Below are 19,140 nucleotides of genomic sequence, written 5' to 3'. Positions count from 1 at the left end.
TCATGAAGATGGGTGTGGGCGATCCCAAGGTCAGAACTGGAATCCTCGTTGTCGTCGGACTCGTTGCAGTATGTGCCTCTCTGCCGGTTTGGGCTGCCGAGCCGGCGGCCTCGGAACCGTTGGAAGAGCCGCCGGATCTCTTTGCGGCCGACGTGATCGTCTCTGCCACGCGGACTCCGACATCGATTGGAAATGTGAATCAATCTGTGACCATCGTCACGGAAGAACAGATTCAGCAACAGATTGCGGCGTCGCCCGGACGAAGTTTGAGCCAGATTCTGCCCAAGCTCGTTCCAGGCTTGTCTCAGAACGATGGCTCTATGGATTCAGGCACGTCCCAAACCATTCGGGGACGCCAGATTGCCGTCTTGATCGATGGGGTGCCGCAGTTGAGCAGCCCTACGGTCCAGTTCGACCTCGCGCACATCGACCCCAGCGCCATCGAGCGGATCGAAGTCGTTCGTGGCGCGACGGCCATCTATGGCAATGGCGGGACCGGCGGGCTCATCAACATCATCACGAAACAGGCGGGGGAAGGGAAACCCAGTTTCCATACCGAGGTGCAGGGGAGCGGATCGTTGACCCGTGTGCTGCGGGGACTCAGCGGGACCGTCGTGCAAGGCTTTCAAGGGAAGAAAGACTGGTTCGATTACAACATCGTCGGCAGCTTCAATCAGCAAGGGGGCATGTTCGATGCCGAAGGATCACGGACCATGCCGGGGACCAACGGAGTCGGTGGCTTTGCCGATACGAAGACATACAATATTCTGAGCAAATTCGGCGCTACCTTTGGGGAGCACCGTTTGCAGCTCACGTTCAATCGAAAGGAGTCCCGGCAGGATACCAACTACGTCGTCGATCCCAACGTAGATACGTTTCCTCGCACCACCGCCCGGTTTGTCCCCGGCCTTGCGCTCGACGAGCAACCCAAGCTGGTGAACTCGCAGGTGAGTGTGGACTATTCTCACCCGCATCTGTTTCTCGATAGCCGTGTGCATATTCAGGGGTACTATCGGAATCAGCAGACGCGGTTTCCAACCCTCGATGACAGGCTTTTCGGGGGAACCGACATTGTGCAAGGCCTCGTGCAGACGGATGTCTTGGGGACGCGGGCCGAGATCACGACGCCGATTCCAGTCTACGGGAAGCCGCAAGTCACGTGGGGCATGGACTTTTCCAGTCAGCACGGTGTCCAGAATCAGAATCTCTACAACCCCACGATATTTGATGCCACGGGAGGCCGTGTCTTCACGAAAACCGGCCAGAATCAACTGCTGCCGGCGCGGGTCTTTCAGTCGGCCGCGGCCTTTGCGCAAGGCGAGTGGACGCCGATCAGCGCACTGGTGTTTCGAGGAGGATTGCGGTACGAACGGCTCGGGATTTCGAGCAGCGACTTCACCGACAGTCTCGGGACGTCTTCTCCAGCCAGTTCTATTAGGTTCGACGCCACGGTGTTCAATGCCGGGTTTGTCTACCATCTGAACGATCCGTTGGATCTGTTCTTCAACTTCAGCCAGGGCTTCAACGTGCCCGTTGGGTCGATCGACGGGGCCTTGTCCGTGACGCCGGGCACGGCGATTCAGCTGACCAAGCTGCAGCCTCAGCGCGTAAATAATTACGAGGTTGGATTGCGGGGCAAATGGTCCAAGGTCCAAACGTCGCTCTCCGGGTACATTTCTAAATCGAGCCTCGGTCTCGCTTTCGATCAGTTCACGAACTCGCTGCATCGGGCGCCGCAAACTATCTATGGTGTCGAGGCGACGCTCGATGTGCAACCCTACGAAGGCTGGCGGATCGGCGGGACCTATACCTTTGTGGAAGGAGACCAGACCATTTCCTCTAACCCCGATGTCCGTGTGCCTATCAACGGATTCAATATCCAGCCGCAGAAGGTCACTGGCTATCTTGAGTATCTGGCGGTGCCGGAGTGGCAATGGCGGAACCGGCTACAAGTGTTGTATTCCGCGAGCCGCACCCGTTCCCTGACGGCGTTTACCACCGGCCTCGACCCGAGCGGCGATCCTTTCTCGATGAGAGAGTATTTCGTCGTGGACTTCATGAGCACCGTCAAGGCTGGGCCGGGAACCCTGCGTTTCGGCATCGAGAATCTCTTGAATCAGAAATATGTTGTGGCGTTCAATCAGATTCAGTCTCTCAACAGTTTCAATTATGCCGCGAGGGGAGCTACCGTGACGATTGGATACTCCATGACATATTGATGCCTCGGGCCGGAGGTCGTGGGTCACAGGAATGTTGTCGGGTATGAGGGGAGCCGCGATGAGTGCCAGTCAGGCAAGCTTGGCGGAGCCGCGTGCGAATCGCCTTCGGACGTGGCGCAGTTTGTGGGTACAGGTGCATCTGTATCTGGGGCTGTTTATCGGGGCGCTGTTGGTTGTCTTCGGATTGACTGGCAGCGTGTTGGTATTCTGGCAGGAGATCGATGACTGGCTCAATCCGGCGCTCCTGACGGTGGAGGCGCCCCCACCGGGGCAGGATGCTTCCCGGCCGTTAGGAGAGCTGCTGGCGGCCGCGTTGCAGGCGGCGCCGCCGGACAGCCGCGTCACTCAGTTCTATGGCGCGCCGACTCGTGAGCGGGTCGTTGCGGTGTATGTCGAGCAGCCGTCGAAAGCCTGGGCGCGAATTTTTGTCGATCCCTATCGGGCTAGGGTCACGGGAGTTCGCCCGTATGGAGCGAACGAGTGGGTGCCGTCCTCGTTCATGGATGGGGTCTTTGCCCTGCACTACACGCTGTTTACCGGCGAGACCGGGGTCACGCTGGCGGCCATAGGCGCATTGCTGCTGATCCTGTCGTTGCTCACCGGGATCGTCGTCTGGTGGCCGCGCACCGGACAATGGCGCCGGGCCTTCGTCATCCGGCGACCGATGGCGTCGTTTCGGTTTCTGTTCGATCTGCACAAGACCGTCTCGCTCTACCTCTGTCTGGTTTTAGGGGCGGTGTTGTTGTCGGGGGTCGATATGAACATGAATGGGCCGTATGTGTGGATGGTGCAACTCTTTTCCCCAGCCACCCGTGGACCGGCGCAAGCGCCGCAGTCGGCGCCGGGGCCTGGCCTGACTCCGATCGGCGCGGAACACGCGGTCGCGCTTGCGGCCGCCGCGTATCCGGAAGGTCTGTTGAGCGGCGTGGCCATGCCGGACGATGAAACCGGGGTCTATCTGGTGAGCCGTCGCCAGGTGCCGGGGTTGAGCGCGTTCTGGTCGGAGCGGCAGGTGGCCGTCGATCAATATAGCGGCGCGATATTGGAGGTCCGAGATCCGACGACCAGGCGGAGCGCCGGAGAGACCTTTCTGGACTGGCAGTGGCCGCTGCATTCAGGCCAGGCGTTCGGTCTGGCCGGGCGGTTGCTGGTGTGTCTCAGCGGCCTGGCCTGTCCGGTTATTTATGTCACCGGCGTGCTCATGTGGTGGCGGAAACGGAACCCTAACGCGGTCTCGAACTGATGGCCGCCGGATTGACGAGCGCCGGGCGGGGCTCTCGGCACAGGTGGCGCTGTAGCAGGTTGGACGGTCTATGGTAAGCTTCGCGTTCCATGACAACGGAGGTCCTGTGTCTGTGCACCCAACACCCGAACGTCCGGATCCATTGAAAGTCGGCATCCATGATGCGGATTTGGATGGGTTGACTATTCAACGTGAGGAGCAGGCCGCGAAACGCTCACCGGCCCGATCGGGCGGGTGGCGCTGGTGGCTGCTGATCGTATTATTGGCCGGAGCCGTGGCCGTATGGAAGACGGGATTGCTCGATCCCATGCCGGCCGTCGAGGTGACGGCGGTGGTGCGCATGCCTGCCGGTGGCGTCTCGGGGCTCGCCGCGACGGGGTATGTGGTGGCGCAGCGTCAGGCGTCGATCGCCTCGAAAGGCACCGGCCGGATGGAGTATCTCGGGGTGAAAGTCGGCGATCGGGTGAAGGAAGGTGAGGTCATCGCGCGGCTGGAGCATACCGATATGGACGCGTTGCTGCGGCAGGCCCGCGCGAAGTTGGACGTGGCCCGCGCGCAGCTGGCGACGGCCAAGCCGGAGTGGCAGGATGCGACACTTCATTTCGACCGGATGAAATCTCTCATGGAGCAATCTTTCGCGACACAGTCTGAGTTCGACATGGCCGGCGCACGGCTCCGGCGCGCAGCCGGCGCGGTGAAGTCTGCCGAAGCGGCGATCAAGGCGGCCGAAGCGGAACAGCAGTCCGCTGAGGTGCAAGTGGAGAGCACGATTGTTCGCGCGCCGTTCGACGGCACGGTGGTGAAGAAGTTTGCCGAAGTCGGCGAAGTGGTGGCTCCGATGGCCGCCTCCACGCTCTCGCGCGGGTCGGTCGTGGCCATTGCGGACATGCATTCCGTGACGGTGGATGCGGAGGTGTCGGAATCGATGATTCATCGCGTGCAGGCCGGTCAGCCGGTCGAGATCCAGCTGGATTCCGTGCCCGACCATCGCTATCGCGGCGAAGTGGCGCAAGTCATGCCGATTGCGGACCGGGCGAAAGCGACGATCCTGACCCGCGTGCGGTTTCTCGATCTCGACGAGCAGGTGCGGCCGGAACTCAGCGCGAAGGTGACGTTCGGGGTTCGTCCGGGGGCGGCCGAGTCGATGGGAGAGGAATGGGGCGTGCCGTCTACGGCAGTCGTGACCAAGAGCGGCCGCTCGGTTGTGCTGCTGGCGCGGGATGGCACCATCGTGGAGCAAGAGGTTCAGCCCGGTGCTCCGGTGAAGTCGCTCACGCCGGTGCGCGGCGCGCTGTCGCAGACCGATGAGGTCGTGATCGCGCCGTCTGACAGTCTCCGCTCCGGCGTGGCCGTCACCGTGCACCGTCGTTCGTCGTAAGGCCTGCTCACGTGTACGATCCGGTAGTTACGCTGCAGCGCATCTCGAAGGTCTACTCCAGGGCTGGCACGGAGATGTCCATCCTGCGAGACCTCTCCTTTTCGATTCCTGCCGGTACGTTCCTCGCCATTATGGGGCCATCCGGGTCGGGAAAGAGCACGCTGCTCAATCTGATGGCCGGGATCGATCGCCCGACCAGCGGGATTGTGGTGGTGGCCGGCACGCGATTGCACGAACTGTCCGAAGGCGACATGGCCCGTTGGCGCGCGCGCCACATCGGCTATGTGTTTCAATCCTACAATCTTATCCCTGTCTTGACCGCCGCTGAAAATGTCGAGCTGCCGCTTCTGCTCACGCACCTATCGCGGGCAGAGCGGACGGCGCACGTGAAGACGGCGCTGCGGCTGGTGGGGCTTGCAGACCGGATGGACCATTACCCGCGGCAGCTCTCCGGAGGACAGGAGCAGCGGGTCGGGTTAGCCCGCGCGATCGTGAGCGATCCCACCATGATTCTTGCGGATGAGCCGACCGGCAATCTGGACCGTGAATCGGCGGAAGCTATTCTGACGCTGTTTGTCCGGCTGAATCGCGAATTGGGGAAGACCATTGTGATGGTCACGCACGATCCCCGCGCGGCCGAGCGGGCGCAATTGATCCGGCATCTCGAAAAGGGCGTGTTGGAGACTCCGCCATGACGCTGGGCCGGCTCATTCTTCGCAATACGGTACGGCGGCCGGTCCGATTGGGGCTGACGGTCGGCGGGCTGGCGATGGTGGTGCTGGCGTTCGGACTGATTCGGCTGACGCTCGATCAGTGGCAGGCGGGGTCGCGGGCGGCCTTGAAGAACCGGTTGATCACGGTGCACGCCATGTCGGATGAGTTGCGACTTCCGCTGGCATACAAAGACCGGCTGGCGGTAGTTCCCGGCGTGCGGATCGTCCACTATGGGTCGGTCTTCGGCGGAGTCTATCAAGATCCGAAACAATCGTTCGCCTCATACGCCGAACAGGCCGCCACGTTTTTCGAGACGTATCCGGAAGTCGTCTTGAGCGACGACGAGCGGCTGGCCTTTCAGCAGGACCGGCGCGGTTGCATCGTCGGACATCGGCTGGCGGCGCGGTTCGGGTGGAAGGTCGGCGAGGCGATTACGCTCAAGGGCACGGTGTATCCGGGGGACTGGGAACTCGTGGTGCGCGGGATTTTCAGGAGCACCAGTCCCAATGTTATGGGCGAGGGGGAGATGTATCTGCATTGGGCCTATGCCAACGAACGGTTGAAGACGACGGAGCCGGATCGAGCCGATCAGGTCGGCTGGTATGTGGTCCGCATCGACGACGAGGGTAAGGCCCAGGCGGTGACGCAGGCGATCGATGCGAGCTTTGCTAATTCTGCCGCCGAAACGAGGACGGAGTCGGAACAGGCGTATTTCGCGGGATGGGTGGCGCGCTCCGGCGCATTGTTGCGGGGCTTGGAGTGGATGTCCGGGGTCATCAACGGCATCGCGTTGCTGGTCTTGGTGAATGCGCTGGCGATGGCCGTCCGTGAGCGGACCCGTGAGTATGCCGTCATCAAGACGCTCGGGTTTCAGCCGCATCATTTTGCGTCGCTGGTCTTGGGCGAGTCGTTGCTGTTGGCGCTGTTGGGCGGCAGCCTCGGGCTCGTGCTCCTGTTTCCCGCCGCGCAACTCTATGCGGTGTTGACGCAAGACCGCGGCTACGACGCGACATATCTTATCACGCCGGAGACCATCGTCCTGTGTCTCGCCGTCATGCTCCTCGTGGGCCTGGTGGCTGCGGTCTGGCCCGCGATTCGGTTGATCCGCATGACGACGCTGGAAGGATTGCGGCATGCCGGATAGGCAGGGGTGATCGGATGTTGCTGTGGGGCGCCTACAGTCTGAGAAATCTTTGGTCTCGCCGGGTGACGACGGCGTTCACGGTGGCGGGCATGGGCCTGGTGGTGTTTGTGTTGCTGGCCGTGCTGATGCTGGCGCATGGATTGGAGCGGACGTTGGGGAAAACCGGCGATCCGGCGAATGCGATCGTGTTGCGCAAGGGCGCGCTCTCGGAAATCGACAGCAACATTTCCCGCGATCATGCCAAGGTTATCGCGCTTCAGGCGGGGGTTGAACAGACGCCCGAGGGCCGGCCGATGGCGGTCAGCGAGATCGGGCTGCAGCTCACGCTTCGAAAGGCGAAAGAGCGGAGCCTTGCGAGCCTCAGTTTGCGCGGGACGTCGCACGACGCGTTCACCGTTCGGCCGAAGGTTCGGCTGGCGCAGGGCCGTTTGTGGGAGCCGGGCACCACGGAGATCATGGTGGGGACGCAAGTGGCCAGACAGTTTCCCGAAGCCGGACTGCGCCGCGTGCTGCACTTTGGGAATCGGGAATGGACGGTGGTGGGCGTGTTCGACGCGGACGGCAGCGGATTTGACTCCGAGGTCTGGGGCGATGCGGAGCAATTCATGACGACGTTTCACCGCACGGGTTTCTCCTCCATGACGGTTCGGCTCGTGCGGCCCGACATCTTGAGTCAGGTGAAGGAGCCGCTGGAGCGGGACCCGCGGTTCAATCTTTCGGTGAAACGCGAGCCGGACTACTATGAAGGCAAGGCCGAGAGTCTGGCGAAGATGATTCGCGTCACCGGACTGTTTCTCACGGCGGTCTTCAGCCTCGGGGCGATTTTGGGCGCGACGATGACGATGTCCGCGGCTGTGGCGCAGCGCACGACGGAGGTCGGGACGCTTCGGACGCTCGGCTTTACGCGGCTCGCGATTCTGCAGACCTTTCTATTCGAGTCGATGGCGTTGGGTGCGGGCGCCGGGGTGCTCGGTATCGCCGGAGCCTTCTTCCTTCAGTCGGTGACGATCTCGACGGTGAATTGGGATACTGGATCCGAGATCGCCTTCGGGTTCCAACTGTCTGCCGGTATGATCGGGTTAGCCCTGGTGTTCGCCGTGCTCATGAGCATGGCGGGAGGGGTCATCCCGGCGGCGCGCGCGGCCCGTCTTGAAATCGTGCAGGCTCTCGGCGAGCGGACGGTGTAAGCGCGCTGCCCGTTGCTTTCTAATTTCTCCATACCTCGGTACAATCCGTTCGGTCTTGTTGGACTATCCACATTTCACAGGAGGATGTTGTATGACGAAAGCTCGCGTGCTGTTGGCGGTTGTCGCGTGCGGTGCGGTGATGGCGGTCGGGCCGGTTGGAACGGCGCTGGCCGGGAATGCGCATGTGAAGGAAACGATTGCGCACGCCAAGGAAGCCATCGCGCATGAAAAAGAAGCGATCGTGCACCTGGAAGAATCGGTGAAAGCCAGCGTCGATGCGCATGCGAAGGAAGCGTTGGAGCATGCGAAAGAAGCCGTGAAGCATGCGGAAGAAGCCTTGATGCATGCCGAGCAGGCGGAGAAGCCGGCGAAGGGCAAGAAGAGCAAGTAGCCGACGCGCGGTGGTGTGTCCGGATCGATCTCTCAGGCACGGCTCTTCTGATAGGGCCGTGCCAGTTCTCCCTCCCTCTGCCCGTCCTCTGTTCCTTCCCTAAGCGTTCAAGCCGGTTCGTCCCTGGTCAATTCGACCTTCTGTTGCATGGATGTGCATCGGTTGGCAGGCGTCGGTGGACAGGGTTGGGGTCGGCGGCTAGAGTACCGGCTCCTCGGAGAATGTGTTGTGCGTCTTTGGTTTGCCACGATGCTCACCGGCACGGCCCTGCACCCAGGGCTATCTATCGCAGCTCCGGACCAATTTCTGGAACAGTGGCTTCGCGGGCATCCCTTCTCTCAGGTCTTCAACGGCATCGACTCCTATTCAATGACTCGTGAAGCGGATCAACCACAGGCAGATGGTTCGCGGAAAGTAACCGCGGTCGGCGGCGGCATTCTTGCGTCACGAAGCAGCATTGCCGGACGCCGCTTTGAGTATCCTGAGGATTTCGTTCTCTGTGCTTTACGAAGGATTACGCGAGGCGTGTGTGCATGTATGGAGTTTGTTCCGCAGGGCCCTAATCGTTCTTAACTCAGGAGGAGGTGGCGTATGGTACGGAAGTTAGGTCTTGGTCTTGCCGTCTGTGCCGGTGTGGCGATGATGGCTTCCGGAGCCTGGGCATTGCAGTCCGGGGGCGTGGAGGTCGGCGATCTTGAAACCGGATCGGTGGTCGGCCAGGCGTTCAAGGAATTGCCGGTCGATCTGGATATCTATGCGACTGAGGTGGGGGCGCTGAAGATTTTGTATCCACCGACGTCGGTTTTGGACATGAAGAATCGTCCGGGTACGCCGGTGTTGCTGCGGGTGACCAATAAGTCGGCGGTCGAGCGCGGATTTCATATGACGGCGGCGGAGAATCAATCGGCGCCGACCGTGTTGAATGTGAAGATCGTGTTGAAGCCGGGAGAGACGAAATATATCGGCATTCCGACGAGCGATCTGCTGTATGCCGCCGGCAGCACGTTTGTGTATCGGGATCAGCTCAATCCCAAAGATGCCGGAGGAAAGTTGTTGCTGCTGAAGTAGGCGAGTCTTCGATGCGGGAGCGGCGCCGCGTCGGCATCGCTCCCGCGCGTATCGCATGGGGCGCTGTGCCCACGTTGATTTCCCTCCTGCGGCCCGTTTATAGTCCGACCATACTGGTTTCTGTGGAAGGAGGGCACGCCTTGATTTCAGGCCGCCGGATTCAGGTTGTGACCGTCCTTAGTTTCTGTTGCACCCTCCTCATTCTTTCCGCCTCCCATTCCGGCTATGCCGCGGCTCCTCACGATGCGCTCCAACATGAGCTGGATCTGACGCGCGCGGCGCTGGGGCGCGGCGATCTCAAAGCGGCTGACGAGGCGGTGCAGAAGGCGCTGCATCTCAATCCCGCGTCCCCTCAGGCGCTCCATCTCCACGGACTCGTCTTATTGAAAGGGCGGAAGCCGACTGAGGCGGCGGAGGAGTTCGTGCGCGCGCTCAAAGTGAAGCCGGCATTCGCCGAGGCGCTCAACGATCTCGCCGACGTCTACGCCGCGCAGGGGAAGTCGGCTGAGGCGCAGCAGGCGCTGACAAAGGCGATCGACGCCGATCCCAAGCATGCGGAGTCGTATCTGGATCTGGCGAAGCTCTATGAGTCGCAGCGGGACGCGCCGGCGGCGATCAAGACGTATCAAGGACTCCTGGCGGTTCAGCCGGCCCATGCCGAGGCGTTGTTCTCTCTGGCGAGGCTTCAAGATTACACCGGTGACACGAAGGCGGCGGCGGAGACGCTGGCCCGGTTGACGAAGGCCCATCCGAAACATGCCGATGCCTGGTATTTGACTGGGCGGATGGCAGAAAAACGCAATGATCTGGTGGACGCGGCCTATGCCTATAAGCAGGCGGTCGCGGCCAAGCCAGACCTGGTCGATGCGCACTACAATTTGGGCTTCATCTATCGCAGTCAGGGAAAGTCCGCCGAGGCCGAGCGGGAATTCCTGGAAGTACTCCGGTATCAGCCGGCCTATGCGGAGGCGCATTTGAATTTAGGCGTGGTCTACACGAGCTTGGGGCAGCTGGACGAAGCCGAACGCGAATATGCGTCGGCGGTGGAGTTGAAGCCGGAGTATGCCGAAGCGCACTACAATCTCGGCGTGTTTTATGAATTGCACCGGAAAGACATGCCGCGCGCCCTCGCGCAGTATCGCAAGTATCGAGAACTCGGCGGCCGGGATGATCGCGTGGAGCGGATCGTCGGATCGACGTTCCGGTAGCGGCGCACTTACCAGTAGGGCCAGGGTCTCCAGTAGGGAGACCAATAGGGTCCCCAGTAGGGGCCTGGTCCCATGTGGGGACGAATACGGACCGGTTGATCTTCCACCCTCACCCAGACTTTCATGGTCTTGAGTTCGACGATCGGATAGGCATATTCCATTTCGTCCAAGGGCAGGGTGATTGAACCGGCGACTTCTCCGGTGATCGTGAGAAATGTGCCCGCTGGAATGGTGGCCGGATCAAGAAATTCCCGCCGCAACGCGACAAAGCGCCCCTGCGACTGGTTCAGTTCCGTCGTGGGCTGGAGCGACGAATTGAGCGGGAGTTGTAGAATCTCGATGCGAGTTCCTTCCTTCAGGCGCCGGGCGCTCAAAACTTCTCCACCCCAGATGACGGTTTGGTTTTTATAGGAATCGGGGGCCGCTTTGACCTGCGCAAATGCGAGCGGGGGAGGCTGGGCGCTGTCGCCGGACTCCTGGCTCGTCGCACAGCCGGCGGCACCGAGGAAGAGCGCGCTGAATAGGAAGATGCTGAGCCTCTGCATAGGCTTCAGTATAACAGAGGGCAGGTGACGCCGGTATCCGTTATAATGGGACGCATGGTTGGACAATCTCGAAAGGAGCAGGACATGACGCATAGCAGCAAGTGGGGATGGCGTGGCGCTCTCGTGGCCGTGGGGGCCCTTCTGGCATTAGGGACATCCCCGGGAGTTTCTGCGGCGACGCCCGAGTTGAAGGGGAAGTTCGAAGTCCTCAAGGACGAAAAGTCCACGCATCAACCGGGGAAGGTGAAGCTGATCGAGTTTGCCGATTTCTACTGTCCCCATTGCCATCGCTTTGACAGTGAAGGCGTGGCGCTGCTGAAGAAAGAATTCGGCGACAAGATCGAAGTCACGATGGTGGGTTTCCCGGTTTTTCAGGGCAAGTTGCCGACGCCGTTCGATATGTATGAGCAAGCCCGGACGATGGGCAAAGGGGACGAGATGAAGAAGGTCCTCTTCCGGACGATTCATACGGAAAAAGTGACCGGCGTGCTGGATCGTTCGTTGCGCGAAGTCCTGATCAAGGAAGTCGGACTCGATCCCAAAGCGTTTGAAGAGGGAATGTCCAGCGGCAAGCCGGCCAAGGCCTTAGAAGAGAGCAAGAAATGGGGCGAGCGCATCAAGGTGCAGCAGACGCCGACGGTGCTGATCGACGGCAACATCAAAGTCGAGCAGATCGATCCGGACAATCTGAAGCTGGTGATCCATAGCATCCTGGATGCAGATAAGAAGAAGTGATCTAACAGTCCTGAGTGCTGAGGTTGGGAGGATCGGTCGTCTGAGCACGCAGCACGTCAGGCGCAACACTCGGTGAGGAATGATGGCCATTGATCCGATCTGCGGGATGACGGTCGATCCGGCCACGGCTGCCGGGCGGTATGAGTACGGGGGGCAGACCTACTACTTTTGCGCGACGTCCTGTCTCGATCGGTTTCGCGCCGACCCTGTGAAGGCCCTGAGTAAGGCGTCCGCTCCTCTCATCACGACTCCCATTTCTCCCACGGCACGGAAACCGTTACCGATGATGATGCCGGCGGCGCCTGCCGCCGGCGGTGCACTCGATCCGGTCTGCGGGATGACGGTGCAGCCCGAGACGGCGGCCGGTTCGCACGTGCATGCCGGAAAGACCTATTACTTCTGTGCCACGGGTTGCCTGACCAAATTCAAGGACGATCCCGCCTATTATCTCTTGCCCCCGGATCAGCGCCCGGCCCGCCAGGTTGTTGTTCCAGCGGGTTCGACCGTCGAATACATTTGTCCGATGGATCCCGAGATCCTTGAGACGAAACCCGGCGTCTGCCGTATTTGCGGGATGGCGCTGGAGCCGAAGATCGTGACGATGGAAGAGGGCCCCAATCCGGAACTCGACGACATGAGCCGGCGATTTTGGTGGAGCCTCGGGCCTGCCGTGGTGGTGATGATCCTGGCCATGTCGGACATGCTTCCCGGTCAACCGCTGCATCAGTGGCTGGGCGGCGCGCGGCTCAACTGGATTCAGTGGGTGCTCGCGACGCCCGTCGTGCTCTGGGGCGGGCTCCCGTTTTTTCAGCGCGGGTGGGCCTCGATCGTCAATCGGGCTCCGAATATGTTTACCTTGATTGCCCTCGGCACCGGCGCCGCCTATGGATTCAGTACCGTTGGGACGGTCGTTCCCGAGTGGCTGCCGGCCTCCTTTCATCAGCACGGCGGCGGCGTGGCGGTGTATTTTGAGGCGGCGGCGATGATCACGGTGCTGGTGTTGCTCGGTCAGATTCTGGAGCTTCGCGCGAGAAGCCAGACCACGTCGGCTATCAAGGGGCTGTTGCGACTGGCCCCGACGACGGCGCGGGTCGTACGGGACGGCCGGGAGATTGATGTGTCCCTCGATCAGGTGCAGGTCGGCAACCGGCTGCGTGTGCGGCCCGGTGAGCGTATTCCGGTCGATGGGGTCGTCGTCGACGGCGGCTCCGCCGTCGATGAGTCGATGTTGACCGGTGAATCGATACCGGTTGAAAAAACGGTCGGCGCACCGGTGACCGGCGGCACGATGAACGGGACGGGTAGTCTGCTGATGCAAGCACAGAAGGTCGGCAGGGACACGCTGCTTGCGCGCATCGTGCAAATGGTCAGTGACGCGCAGCGGAGCCGGGCTCCGATTCAACGGGTCGCCGATACGGCGGCGGGCTATTTTGTGCCGCTGGTCGTGGCGGCCGCGGTCATCACCGCGGGTGTCTGGATCTGGGTGGGGCCTGAGCCGAAGCTCGCCTACGCGCTGGTCAATGCCGTGGCGGTGCTCATCATCGCGTGCCCTTGCGCATTGGGTCTGGCGACGCCGATGTCGATTATGGTGGGGACGGGTCGTGGCGCCGCCGTCGGTGTGTTGGTCAAAAAAGCCGAAGCGTTGGAAGTGCTCGGCAAGGTGGACACGATCGTGTTCGACAAGACCGGCACGCTGACGGAGGGAAAGCCAGTGCTGGTCACCGTCCGGTTTGTGCCGCCGTATAGCGATCAGGATGTATTGCGGCTGGCCGCCAGTCTCGAACAGGGCAGTGAGCATCCGCTGGCCGATGCGGTGGTATCCGGTGCGCGAGCACGCGGTATCACGTTGGCTCCGGTCAAGCAGTTCCTGGCCGTCACTGGAAAGGGCGTGACCGGCATCATTGACGATCAATCTGTGGCGATCGGGACGGCGGCGTTCTTGAGCGACCGTGGTGCGGTCGGGCGGACGCTGGAGGTGTTGGAGGAAGAGGCGGCCGCGTTTCGTGAGCGCGGGCAGACGGTCATGTTTGTGGCGGTGAATGGGAAAGCGGCCGGCTTGTTAGGAGTGGCCGATCCGATTAAGGCCTCCTCGGCGGAGGCCGTCAAGCGATTGAAAGCCGATGGGCTTCGCTTGGTCATGGTGACGGGGGATCATCAACGCACGGCGGATGCCGTTGCCACGCAGCTCGGGATCGATGAGGTGAGGGCCGGAGTGTTGCCGGAACAGAAGGCTCATATTGTCCGTGAGCTCAAGGCCGGAGGGCGGATCGTGGCGGTGGCGGGAGACGGTGTGAACGACGCGCCGGCCCTGGCGTTGGCCGATGTCGGAATCGCGATGGGCACAGGCGCCGACGTTGCGGTGGAAAATGCCGGCATGACCTTGCTGAAAGGCGATGTGCAGGCGCTCGTGCGGGCGCGCCATTTGAGTGTGGCGACGATGCGCAATATCCGGCAAAACCTCTTTTTCGCCTTCGCCTATAATCTACTGGGTGTGCCGATCGCCGCCGGCGTGCTGTATCCGTTCACCGGGTTGTTGCTGAGTCCGATGATCGCCAGCGCCGCGATGATGTTCAGTTCAGTGTCCGTGATCTCGAACGCACTCCGGCTGCGGCATATCGAATTATAAGTGCGCTCATTATCTCTGCATGGTACCTTGGCCACGGCATTTCACCGATCCCAAGGCGACGAGTATTTCTGCAACCTGACTATGAATCGAGCGACTGCAATCACGACCTGGATGCTGAGTCTCTGTCTGGGAAGCCATCTGGCCGCCGGGACCGGCCTGGCCGCGACGCATCTGGTGCCCGTCGCGAACGGCCACGACCTACAAAGCCAGGTGAAGGCCACGGCTATCAAGGTCATTCCTGCGGTTGTGAGTATTGCCTCCACAGTAATGGTGCGCGACCAGGCGTTCAGCGACGAGACGCTCCCGTTCGGTTTGTTCAAGGAACCGCCGGCGCGGCGTCAGTACGGGCAAGGCTCGGGCGTGATCGTCTCACCGGACGGCTTCATCATTACGAACAACCATGTCGTGGCAGACGCAGTGGATGTGGAAGTGATTCTGGCCGATCGGCGCCAGTACAAAGGCAAAGTCGTCGCCACCGATCCGAAGACGGATGTGGCGGTGGTCAAGATCAATGCGACGAATCTTCCGACCGTGCCCTGGGCGGACTCCAACACGCTGGCCGTCGGAGAGTTTGTGCTGGCGATCGGAAATCCGCTTGGGCTGAGCCGCACGGTGACGTTCGGGATCGTCAGTGCCGTAGGGCGGGCGGATGTCGGCGTGGCCGACTTCGAGGATTTCATTCAGACCGACGCGCCGATCAATCCCGGAAATTCCGGCGGCGCGCTCGTGAACGTCAACGGCGAGTTGGTCGGGATCAATACGGCCATCGCGAGCCCGACCGGCGGCAGCGTCGGGGTCGGGTTTGCGATCCCGAGCAACATGGCGCGGGCCGCGATGCAGAGTCTGATCAAGACCGGCCGGGTCGTCCGAGGATTTCTCGGCGCCTCGACCCAGGACGTCAGTCCGTCGCTGGGAAAGATTTTTCGCCTGCCGGACGTCAAGGGCGCAATCGTGACCGACCTGCAAGCGAAGGGATCGGCGGAGCGAGCCGGGCTCAGGCGCGGGGATGTCGTGGTGCGGTTCGACGGCCGCGACGTGATGGACAGCGGGCAGCTGCGCAATCTCGTGGCCCAATCGCCGATCGGCAGCAAGCATCGTCTGGACCTTATTCGCGACGGCAAGACCTATCAGGCGGAGTTGACGGTTCAGGAAGCTCCGCGTGAGCGAGCGAAGAAAACTCAGAGCCCGTCCGCAGCCGCTTCAACCGCGCATCCGCTGACGGGGGTCGTCTTTGATGACGTGACGCCTCCGCTCGCCAGGCAGATGGATCTTTCCGTGAACAGCGGCGTGGTGGTCACCGACATTGAGGAAGGCAGCCTCGCCGAATCTTCAGGCCTGCAACCGGGTGACGTCGTGCTCGAGCTCAACCGGCAGGCCATTCACAATTTTACGACCTTCCAGCGCCTCGCCGATCCACTCAAACCGACCGACCTCGTGCTCCTGCTCGTCAACCGGCAGGGCAACGCTCTGTATATCCCCATTCAAGGGGAATAGCTCTCCACGCTGTTGAAGAATGGGGTAATCACGGGCGTCGCCCTGTCTTGACGCCCGTGTTCCTACAGTGCTACGTTTCAGAAAATCGTAGCACTGGAGGAGTATGAAAAAGCTGGTTCGTTTCGGCGTCTCTCTTGATCATCATCTGCTGGATGCATTCGATCAACATATCGAGCGGCGGAAGTACACCAATAGGTCGGAAGCTCTGCGCGATTTGATCCGCGATAATCTGGTCGGGCAAGAGTGGGATCAAAATAAGGAAACGGTCGGCACCATTACGTTTGTCTACGATCATCATGTGCCCGATTTGACGAGCAAGCTCACCGATATTCAGCACGACTATCACGGAAAGATTCTGTCCGGCATGCATGTGCATCTGGATCACGATCATTGCCTGGAAGTGCTGGTGGTGAAGGGAAAAGGGTCGGAGATCAGAAAAATTGCCGACGCGCTGGTGACGGTGAAAGGCGTGAAGCACGGCAAGTTGACGATGACCACGACCGGCAAGGGCCTGGATTAAACGGTGCGGGTCTGTGTGATCGATGGGCGGGGCGGAGGGCTGGGTTGTCGGTTGGTCATAGGCTTGCGGGAGACCGTAGGGCCGGATTGCCAAATTGTTGCCTTGGGGACGAACGAAGCAGCTGCCGAAGCGATGAGGCAGGCCGGGGCCGAGCAGGTGGCTGCCGGACCACACGCTATTATGCACATGGTTTCGACGGTCGATGTCATCGTGGCATCGTTGAACGTGGTGTTGCCCGGCGCCATGCTGGGTGAGGTCACTCCTGAGATGGTGAAGGCCATTCTTGCGGCAAAGGCCACGAAGGTATTGTTGCCGCTGAATCGAGCCCGGGTGGAGATTGTGGGAAGTGAAGACGGGACCTTGGATATGTTGATTGCCCGCTCTCTCGCGCGCGTCCGCGCCTTAGCGCAGCCGGCCTGCCAGACGTAGCAACGTGTTTCAAACGGTTGTGAGTTGCGAGGCCACGAGGGTCTACGCCAGTCGATGAGTCGGCTGTCGCGTGATCACCGTGGGCGTCTCATCCGTCCACACATGAGCAATGGGGAGTGGTGGATATGAGGCGGATTGCAGTCGCAGTCATCGTCATGTGTGTCTCGGCGAGTAGCATTGAACGAGCCGCGGCCCATGATCCGGATGTGCCTGAATTGGAAGTGTCCGAAGTCTCCGTCATCGGCGAGCGGCCCGTGGCGGCCTCCTCTCAGCAGTTTATTCCCGATAAAGAATATTTGCTCCAGCCGCAAGGCCGTCCGGCTCAAGTGTTGCGATTGATTCCCGGTTTTCTGGCCGTGGAACATTCCGGGGGTGCTGGGAAGGCCGATCAATACTTTCTGCGGGGGGTCGATGCCGATCACGGAACCGATGTCGCCTTTTTCGCCGATGGTATGCCGATCAATCTGCGTTCGCATGGCCATGGCCAAGGCTACACGGATCTCAACTTCATCATCCCTGAAACGATTGAAGGCCTGGATGTGAATAAGGGGGCTTATCTGCCGGAGTATGGCGACTTTGCGACGGCGGGGGCGGTGAATTTCAAGACGCGCGAGATGGTAAAGGAAGGGGTGGTGCAGGTTGCGGGCGGGCAGTTCAGTACGACTCGAAACCTTTTGATGTTTTCGCCGACGACGGAGAAAATCCGCACGCTCATTGCGGCGGAGGGGTATTACACCAACGGTCCGTTCCAGAGCGACAACCGATATTTCCGTACCAATCTTTTCGGGAAGCTGACGACGAATCTCACGGGCCGTGATGAGCTGAGTCTGACGGCAACATTCCTGAAGTCTCAGTGGAATGCGTCCGGTGAGATTCCGTTGCGCGCCGTCCATGATGGTCTGGTCGATCGCTTCGGGGCGATCGACCCGTCGGAAGGCGGGAAAACCATGCGCAGCACGGCCAGGCTGAAGTACCACTACGACACCACGTCCGGCGGGCAGTTCTTTGCGAATGCCTACGCCCAATACTATCGGCTCGATCTCTATACCAACTTCACGTTCTTTCAGAACGATCCGGTCAACGGCGACGGGATCGTCCAATCCGATCGCCGTGTGATGTATGGCGGCGATCTTGGCTACAAGCAGCGTGGCGACGTGTTCGGCCTTCCCAGCATCGGAACCATCGGTGTGCAAACCCGTGTAGACGACATCCATGCGCGGCTCGGCACGCAAACGAAGCGGGCAGTGACAGGGGTCACGACGGACAGCGATATTCTGGAAGCCTCCTACGCGCCTTTCGTCAAGGCCGAGGTTCAGCCGACGGAGTGGCTGCGGCTGGCCGGTGGCCTTCGCGGTGAAACCTTTACCTTCGACGTCCGTAATCGCTGCGCGACCTGCACGGAGCAGCCGGCCGGTCGGAAGAGTTCCGGCGTCGTCCTGCCCAAGATGAACGTTATCCTTGGCCCCTGGGCGAGCACTGAGCTGTTTATCAATTACGGGGAGGGGTATCACAGCAACGATGCGCGGTCGGCGGTGGCGCCGGGCTCTGCGCCGCTCGCGCGGGCCAGGAGCTATGAAGTCGGTGTTCGATCGAAACCCTTCGGTGCCGATGGCCTGGAATTGATCGCGACGCTCTGGCGCCTCGATCTGAAATCGGAGCTCGTCTTTGTCGGTGACGAAGGCACAACGGAGATTCGCGGGGCGACCAGACGGGAGGGAGTAGAAGTCGCCGCACGAGGTCAGGTGTGGGGACCACTGTACTTCAACGGGAGCGTGACCTGGACTAAGGCTGAATTCCGCAACGGCGACGCCATTCCCTTGGCTCCTGAAGTGACGGCATACGGAGCGCTCCTCTTGAAATGGCCCGAGGGGCTCACCTCTCAGTTGCAGGCGACCTATCTCGGCGTCCGGCCGCTGATCGAAGATCGCAGCATCAAGTCGCCAGCCTGGATCGATGTCGATCTATCGGAGCGCTATCAGCTGCCGATCAAGCTGCCTCATGGACGAATGGAGGCGTTCCTATTTATCCAAAATCTGTTTAATACAAAATGGGAGCAAGCGACATTCGCGTTCGCTTCCCAGCTGCGCAATGAGTCTGCTCCGGTCACCGACATACATTTTGTGCCGGGGAATCCGCGGACTTTCATGGGCGGCCTAGCCTGGTACTTTTAAATGGCACCTGAAAATAACTCCCAGCTGCGTTATCGGGCGCTCGTCTCCCTGCAACGTATCGAAATCGT

General features: G+C 60.9%; 16 protein-coding genes. 15 read left to right on the top strand and 1 reads right to left on the bottom strand.

The window, feature by feature from the left end; genetic code table 11:
- The first annotated feature begins 2 nt into the window (after positions 1-2).
- From NITLEN_RS03685 to NITLEN_RS03645, 9 genes are all read left to right on the top strand, one after another.
- Positions 3-2,219: a TonB-dependent receptor gene (locus tag NITLEN_RS03685; RefSeq protein WP_181416616.1), complete on the top strand. Its 2,217-nt coding sequence runs from the start codon at positions 3-5 to the stop codon at positions 2,217-2,219.
- 58 nt (positions 2,220-2,277) lie between these two features.
- Positions 2,278-3,462 carry a PepSY-associated TM helix domain-containing protein gene (locus NITLEN_RS03680; RefSeq protein WP_245924374.1) on the top strand — a complete coding sequence of 395 codons (1,185 nt, stop codon included), beginning with the start codon at positions 2,278-2,280 and terminating at the stop codon, positions 3,460-3,462.
- A gap of 112 nt (positions 3,463-3,574) precedes the next feature.
- Complete coding sequence (locus NITLEN_RS03675) at positions 3,575-4,840, top strand: efflux RND transporter periplasmic adaptor subunit (protein WP_181416615.1); 1,266 nt, start codon at positions 3,575-3,577, stop codon at positions 4,838-4,840.
- A 74-nt stretch (positions 4,841-4,914) separates the two neighbouring features.
- Positions 4,915-5,535 (top strand): ATP-binding cassette domain-containing protein, encoded by a 621-nt coding sequence (locus NITLEN_RS03670; protein ID WP_121988207.1) that lies wholly within the window; start codon positions 4,915-4,917, stop codon positions 5,533-5,535.
- Positions 5,532-6,698 (top strand): ABC transporter permease, encoded by a 1,167-nt coding sequence (locus NITLEN_RS03665; RefSeq protein WP_121988206.1) that lies wholly within the window; start codon positions 5,532-5,534, stop codon positions 6,696-6,698. Before NITLEN_RS03670 ends, NITLEN_RS03665 begins: the two co-directional genes overlap by 4 nt.
- Positions 6,699-6,712: 14 nt before the next feature.
- Entirely contained in the window at positions 6,713-7,885 is a 1,173-nt protein-coding gene (locus NITLEN_RS03660; RefSeq protein WP_245924373.1) for an ABC transporter permease, read from the top strand.
- A 91-nt stretch (positions 7,886-7,976) separates the two neighbouring features.
- Entirely contained in the window at positions 7,977-8,276 is a 300-nt protein-coding gene (locus tag NITLEN_RS03655) for a hypothetical protein (protein WP_121988205.1), read from the top strand.
- A gap of 591 nt (positions 8,277-8,867) precedes the next feature.
- On the top strand, positions 8,868-9,344 hold the full coding sequence (locus NITLEN_RS03650; RefSeq protein ID WP_121988204.1) for a hypothetical protein: 477 nt from the start codon (positions 8,868-8,870) through the stop codon (positions 9,342-9,344).
- Positions 9,345-9,484: 140 nt separating this feature from the next.
- Positions 9,485-10,552 carry a tetratricopeptide repeat protein gene (locus NITLEN_RS03645; protein WP_181416614.1) on the top strand — a complete coding sequence of 356 codons (1,068 nt, stop codon included), beginning with the start codon at positions 9,485-9,487 and terminating at the stop codon, positions 10,550-10,552.
- Positions 10,553-10,560: 8 nt separating this feature from the next.
- On the opposite strand, the gene NITLEN_RS03640 is transcribed toward NITLEN_RS03645, so the two are convergent.
- Positions 10,561-11,097 (bottom strand): Slp family lipoprotein, encoded by a 537-nt coding sequence (locus NITLEN_RS03640; RefSeq protein ID WP_181416613.1) that lies wholly within the window; start codon positions 11,095-11,097, stop codon positions 10,561-10,563.
- 84 nt (positions 11,098-11,181) lie between these two features.
- Between NITLEN_RS03640 and NITLEN_RS03635 the strand changes: the two genes are divergently transcribed.
- From NITLEN_RS03635 to NITLEN_RS03610, 6 genes are all read left to right on the top strand, one after another.
- Positions 11,182-11,832, top strand: coding sequence for a DsbA family protein (locus NITLEN_RS03635; protein ID WP_121988202.1), 651 nt, complete (start codon positions 11,182-11,184; stop codon positions 11,830-11,832).
- Positions 11,833-11,911: 79 nt separating this feature from the next.
- Entirely contained in the window at positions 11,912-14,458 is a 2,547-nt protein-coding gene (locus NITLEN_RS03630; RefSeq protein WP_245924372.1) for a heavy metal translocating P-type ATPase, read from the top strand.
- An 81-nt stretch (positions 14,459-14,539) separates the two neighbouring features.
- Positions 14,540-15,952 carry a Do family serine endopeptidase gene (locus NITLEN_RS03625; RefSeq protein ID WP_146216085.1) on the top strand — a complete coding sequence of 471 codons (1,413 nt, stop codon included), beginning with the start codon at positions 14,540-14,542 and terminating at the stop codon, positions 15,950-15,952.
- 103 nt (positions 15,953-16,055) lie between these two features.
- Complete coding sequence (gene nikR / locus NITLEN_RS03620; protein WP_121988199.1) at positions 16,056-16,472, top strand: nickel-responsive transcriptional regulator NikR; 417 nt, start codon at positions 16,056-16,058, stop codon at positions 16,470-16,472.
- Positions 16,473-16,475: 3 nt separating this feature from the next.
- Complete coding sequence (locus tag NITLEN_RS03615) at positions 16,476-16,901, top strand: DUF3842 family protein (RefSeq protein ID WP_121988198.1); 426 nt, start codon at positions 16,476-16,478, stop codon at positions 16,899-16,901.
- 125 nt (positions 16,902-17,026) lie between these two features.
- Positions 17,027-19,072 (top strand): TonB-dependent receptor, encoded by a 2,046-nt coding sequence (locus NITLEN_RS03610; protein ID WP_121988554.1) that lies wholly within the window; start codon positions 17,027-17,029, stop codon positions 19,070-19,072.
- Positions 19,073-19,140 lie beyond the last annotated feature (68 nt).

The organism is Nitrospira lenta (assembly GCF_900403705.1).
GTDB classification, from domain to species: Bacteria; Nitrospirota; Nitrospiria; order Nitrospirales; family Nitrospiraceae; genus Nitrospira_D; species Nitrospira_D lenta.
The sequence above is the reverse complement of the archived record's forward strand: the minus strand, read 5'-3'. Positions and strand labels throughout refer to the sequence as shown.

What these genes read in the sequence shown, in the direction of transcription:
- NITLEN_RS03680 (WP_245924374.1), top strand. Translation starts at nt 2,278, where the DNA reads ATGAGTGCCAGTCAGGCAAGCTTGGCGGAGCCGCGTGCGAATCGCCTT.
- NITLEN_RS03665 (WP_121988206.1), top strand. Translation starts at nt 5,532, where the DNA reads ATGACGCTGGGCCGGCTCATTCTTCGCAATACGGTACGGCGGCCGGTC.
- NITLEN_RS03635 (WP_121988202.1), top strand. Translation starts at nt 11,182, where the DNA reads ATGACGCATAGCAGCAAGTGGGGATGGCGTGGCGCTCTCGTGGCCGTG.
- NITLEN_RS03660 (WP_245924373.1), top strand. Translation starts at nt 6,713, where the DNA reads ATGTTGCTGTGGGGCGCCTACAGTCTGAGAAATCTTTGGTCTCGCCGG.
- NITLEN_RS03685 (WP_181416616.1), top strand. Translation starts at nt 3, where the DNA reads ATGAAGATGGGTGTGGGCGATCCCAAGGTCAGAACTGGAATCCTCGTT.
- NITLEN_RS03640 (WP_181416613.1), bottom strand. Translation starts at nt 11,097, where the DNA reads ATGCAGAGGCTCAGCATCTTCCTATTCAGCGCGCTCTTCCTCGGTGCC.
- NITLEN_RS03625 (WP_146216085.1), top strand. Translation starts at nt 14,540, where the DNA reads ATGAATCGAGCGACTGCAATCACGACCTGGATGCTGAGTCTCTGTCTG.
- NITLEN_RS03630 (WP_245924372.1), top strand. Translation starts at nt 11,912, where the DNA reads ATGATGGCCATTGATCCGATCTGCGGGATGACGGTCGATCCGGCCACG.
- NITLEN_RS03655 (WP_121988205.1), top strand. Translation starts at nt 7,977, where the DNA reads ATGACGAAAGCTCGCGTGCTGTTGGCGGTTGTCGCGTGCGGTGCGGTG.
- NITLEN_RS03670 (WP_121988207.1), top strand. Translation starts at nt 4,915, where the DNA reads ATGTCCATCCTGCGAGACCTCTCCTTTTCGATTCCTGCCGGTACGTTC.
- nikR (WP_121988199.1), top strand. Translation starts at nt 16,056, where the DNA reads ATGAAAAAGCTGGTTCGTTTCGGCGTCTCTCTTGATCATCATCTGCTG.
- NITLEN_RS03650 (WP_121988204.1), top strand. Translation starts at nt 8,868, where the DNA reads ATGGTACGGAAGTTAGGTCTTGGTCTTGCCGTCTGTGCCGGTGTGGCG.
- NITLEN_RS03610 (WP_121988554.1), top strand. Translation starts at nt 17,027, where the DNA reads ATGAGGCGGATTGCAGTCGCAGTCATCGTCATGTGTGTCTCGGCGAGT.